Below are 4,667 nucleotides of genomic sequence, written 5' to 3' on the forward strand. Positions count from 1 at the left end.
CTAAGTGATGGGTAGAGCGTGTACGCGGCAGTTGATATAGCCCGTGTGCTGTTCGTGCGGTTCGGCCGCGGTCTAAGGCTGGAGCTCGACGAGATCCGCGCGTTGTTCGAGATGATCGGAGAGGGCAACTGCGAGGAGATCGACGCCTTTGGACAGACCATCCGTGAACGAGCTCATCAGCTACAGCGCTTCTGCGAGTCCCTGGTGTTTGTCTCCAGCGCTGTACGGGCGGGAGAGATCGAAGAAGCGAGCGCGTTCGATCAACTTACCGGCGATGATGATGAGCAGCCGGCTGCTGAAGCCGTCGAGGTAAGCGATACCGGTCTCGACACCCAACGCGAAACGGAAGCGTGCAAAGTCCTGATAGGTAAAATGGCGGGATCCCAGCCGTTCGCTCGCGATCGCCTGAGGCTGAAATACTCGGCCTCAGGCTGGCGAGAAGCGGACATTCTGCTTTGCGCCCATTGCCGCCGTCCAGCCGGTTCAGATGGCATCCCCGAAGCGGACGGTACAGCAGATCAGGTTAGGTCTCGGTCGCGCGAGGAGTCGACGTGGTCCTCACGCCGCCTCAATGTCTCCATCGGAGCAGGAGCGGGCTTCGACAGAAAGCAGCGGAGCCGTTGCCCGGCCTACAATCGCTGGTTCATAGCATCTACGCCGGTCAGGCAGGCGCAGCCCCGAGTGGTGAAGGTTGGGGCGATGAGGGAGGAAGCACGACTCGGCTGAGGAGACGTCCCAGCTGTTCGGCTGAGTAGGGCTTGTGCAAGAGCTCGAACCCATGCACGCCGTCCTGCGCAAGCACGTGGCTGTAACCGGATGTCAGCACCACCGGCAGGGCCGGCAGACGACGTTTCAGCTCCTCCGCAAGAGCAAGGCCGCCCATGCCGGGCATCACCACATCCGAGAATACGACGTCAAAGCCGCTGCCGTCGGAACCAAGCTTCTCCAGCGCCTCCTCAGCGTTGGCTGCCCAAGTGGGCACGTAGCCGAAGTCCTCCAGGATCTGCGTGGCAAATCGGCCGATCTCCAGATTGTCCTCAACCACCAGCACGCGCTGTCCGCGACCCATTGGCGAGAGCGCCCCCTGATCGCGCCCGGCCTCTGACTGCTCCGGCCCAGTGATCACCTCAGGCAGGTAGAGGGTGAACGTTGATCCTTCGCCCAGTCTGCTCACCACATCGACGTCGCCGCCGGACTGCTTGGCAAAGCCGAAGACCTGGCTGAGCCCGAGGCCGGTGCCCTTGCCGACCTCCTTCGTGGTGAAGAACGGCTCGAAGATGCGGCTGACTTGATCAGCCGGGATCCCAGTTCCGGTATCCGTCAGCGACACGGCCGCGAAGGGTTGCTTGCTGCCCGCGTGCCCCCGGATTGGCGGCAACTCGGAAACGCGGGCCAGCTTGATGGTCAGACTTCCCTCACCCTCCATGGCGTCGCGGGCGTTCACCGCCATGTTGACGAGGGCGGTCTCAAACTGGCTGACATCAGCGCGGATGTAGCAGGGCTGCTCGGGCAGGTCGCTCACGACCCGGATGCGTGAGCCTGTCACCGTGTCGAGCAGATCAGCCACACGCTTCAGCCGGGCACCAGCATCGAACACCTCGGGCTTGAGCGCCTGCCGCCGAGCGAAGGCGAGGAGTTGGCCGGTGAGTTTGGCAGCTCGCTCGACGGTGTCCGAGACTGCGTCCAGGTAGCGACCCTTGCGCGCCTCTGGCAGGTCGGGCCGGCGCAGGAAGTCGACCGACGAGCGAATGATGGTGAGCAGGTTGTTGAAGTCGTGCGCAACTCCTCCGGTGAGTTGGCCGACTGCCTCCATCTTCTGCGCCTGGCGCAGCGCCTCCTCGGCCACGACCTGCCGTGTCACGTTCCGGCTCGATCCGACCAGCCGCGTAACTCTTCCTCTAGCGTCTCGCACCGGCACCAGGGAAGTATCCCAATGCTGCGGGTCTCCGGAGAGATCGAACACCTCTCGGTACTGGTAGATCTCGCCTGTCGCTAGAACCCGGCGGTAGCTTGCCAGCACACGCTCGGCGATGTCGGGCGGCAGTATCTCCTCGATTCGCTTACCGCGCACGTCCACGAGCTTGAAGCCGATCCCAGCCTCATGAGCCGGGTTGATCTGCTCGACGACAAAGCCGCCGTCCGGCTCGACCCCGATCACGAACAGGGCCTCGGGCGTATTCTCGAAGTAGGCGCGGTAGAGAGCATCGGCCTCGCGGCGAGCGGCTTCTGCCGCCTCAAGCTCCGTCTGCCGCTCATGCTCGATGGAGATGTCGCGCGTGACCGCGTAGAGCTTGGCGCCTTCCGGTACGGCAACCCACGACAGCCAGCGCCAAGTGCCGTCCTTGGTGCGATAGCGGTTCCTGAAGCGAAGCACTGGGTCGCCGCGTCGTACCTGCTCGAAGGCTTCCGCGCTCGCTGTTTCGTCGTCTGGATGAACGAAATCCTGATAGGATCCGCCCTCGATCTCATCCTTCGTCCAGCCAAGCGTCGCCGTCCAAGCCGGGTTGACCGTGTCGAAGGTCGCGGTGCCGAGATCGATGACGGAAAGCAGGTCCAGGCTGTGCTGCCAGATCAAGCCGCGCTCCCGGGAGCGCTCGATTACCTGCCGCTCCAGGTCAGCATTGAGCGCCAGAAGCTGCTCTTCGGCCACCTTACGGTCATGGATATCGACCGAGGCACCGAACCATCTTAGAAGCGCGCCGCTTTGCGGATCGCGATAGGGTTCGCCGCGTACCAGGAACCAGCGGTAGTCTCCAGCCGCGGAACGGATCCGATGCTCGAAGCGAAACGAACCGCCGGTGCGCCGCGCCTCGTCGAAGGCTGCCATCGTAGCCGGAGCATCGTCCGGATGAACAAAGCTCAGGGCGATGTCCGCTGCGGTGCTCGGCTCGTAGGTCTTGCCGGTGTACTGGGTCCACTGCCGATTGAAGAACTCGGTCCGACCCTCCGCGTCGGTGATCCACACGATCTGGGGAACTGCGTCGGCCATCAGCCGGAACTGCGCTTCACTGTCGCGCAGTCGCGCCTCCGCCCGGGCACGCTCGACCGCGGCCCAAGTGCGCTCTGCCACCTCGATGACGAGATCAGTGTCAAACCTGGTCCACGGGCGCGGCTCCCGTGCGTGGACGTAGAGCGCCGCGCGCATGCGCCCGTCCTTCACCAAGCAGGCCGTGATCGCAGCGCGTGTGTCGATGGCGTCGAAGGCCGCGAGGCTCTCTGGCGCGTTTGTGCGCGGATCGCTGGCTGCGTCTGTGATCAGGAGCGGGATACCGGCTCGCAAGGCGGCGAGCACCTCGGGCCCGAAGCCGGCGAGGTCATGCGTGCCAGCGCGCGACGGAACGCTCCCATCCGTCCAGTTGCGCTCGGTCGTAAAGTAGCGCGCCGTCTCTTCGACCTCGCCGTACCCGACGCGGTTTGCATGGAGGAAGCGCCCGAGTGCGGCCTGTGCGGTCTCGATGACGGCCTTCGGGTCAGAGAGTGCACGCAGACGATCGCTCAGATCGAGGAGGAGGCGGCCACGCCGCTCCGCGAGGACGCGGTCGGTGGTTTCGTGGCCTTGGGCGAACACGCCAGCCACTGAGCCGTCCTCGCCGCGAACGGGCGTGAAGCTGTAGTTCCAGTAGGTCTCTTGGCGGGCGCCGTCCCGGACCAACGAGAGCAGCTGGTCGTAGGTCGAGAAACCAGCACCCGTCTCCACCACGCTCGCGAGTTGAGGGCCGACGACCTCCCAGATATCAGCCCAAACCTCGGCGGCAGGGTGACCGAGTGCCCATGGGTGACGCTCAGCCAGGATTGGCGCCCAGGCATCGTTGTAGAGGAGGCGCAGATCTTGGCCCCAGTAGACGGCTGTGGGGAAGCTCGAGTTCAGGCAGATTGACAGCGCCAAGCGTAGCGACTGCGGCCAGGTCTCGGGTTCACCGAGCGGTGTGGCCGCCCACCGATGAGCCTGGATCAGGCTTTCCGCCGTGCCGCCTCCTACGAGGAGGCTGAGTTGATCGTCCACGCTTGTCACCACCGCGACGCTTACCGCGCTCTCTGTGTTCTGCAGCGGATCTGCTTTCGTCGGCATGCCTGATGCAGCGAGACAGGGGAGTGGCAAGCTGTGCAGAAAGCCCCACCCGAACGTTGTTGGCTCGCTGGGGCCAGTGAGAGGGTGAGCGCCCTTGGATTTTGCGAGGCGCATTGGGCGCAGGGGTGCAGCATGAACGTGCGCTCCCACAGCGTATTCGGCTTGTCAAACTGGCTTCCGTCTTTTCGACTGCACAAGCTCTGCCGTCCGAGGTCGTGGCGATGAGGTGCCCGGCGTGCCGTTCAACCTGACACTCTGAGAATCGGGAGCGGGCCAGTTTGGCGAGCATGCGGAGCTCTACGGCGTTTGGCTTAAACGAACGAAGTCCCGCTGCCGTCGGCCCGCGGTCGGTGCTCGGCGTAAGCGTCTCCAGTGTCGCAGCGTCTGCAGGAGCTGCCTGCAGAAATCGTTGCGCCACGTGGAACTAGCTCGCATCCTCTGCGTTACGCGCGTGCGAGGCCCAAGTCGGGCTCGCCAGTTCGACGCCGGTCACGCAGTGTCCGGCGTCGCTTGTAGTCACGTTGCTCAGTGGAGGATGTGGTTATGAGAACCTACGACGTTGCGCCCCTGTATCGTTCATCGGTCGGCTTCGACCGGG

General features: G+C 64.3%; 2 protein-coding genes. One reads left to right on the plus strand and one right to left on the minus strand.

Annotated features, from left to right (window positions below):
• Nucleotides 1-18: 18 nt before the first annotated feature.
• The gene (locus MOX02_RS29360) at nt 19-726 is read left to right on the plus strand and encodes a MerR family transcriptional regulator (RefSeq protein ID WP_147029309.1); all 708 of its coding nucleotides are present in this window, start codon (nt 19-21) and stop codon (nt 724-726) included.
• On the opposite strand, the gene MOX02_RS29365 is transcribed toward MOX02_RS29360, so the two are convergent.
• The gene (locus MOX02_RS29365) at nt 662-4,069 is read right to left on the minus strand and encodes a PAS domain S-box protein (protein ID WP_147029310.1); all 3,408 of its coding nucleotides are present in this window, start codon (nt 4,067-4,069) and stop codon (nt 662-664) included. The two genes, MOX02_RS29360 and MOX02_RS29365, sit on opposite strands and share 65 nt — an antisense overlap.
• Nucleotides 4,070-4,667: the final 598 nt, after the last annotated feature.

It is taken from the genome of Methylobacterium oxalidis (genome assembly GCF_007992195.1).
Classification (GTDB): domain Bacteria; phylum Pseudomonadota; class Alphaproteobacteria; order Rhizobiales; family Beijerinckiaceae; genus Methylobacterium; species Methylobacterium oxalidis.

Bases quoted from the DNA above. Each gene is read 5' to 3' on its own strand.
- MOX02_RS29365 (WP_147029310.1), bottom strand. From the start codon at position 4,069: ATGCCGACGAAAGCAGATCCGCTGCAGAACACAGAGAGCGCGGTAAGC.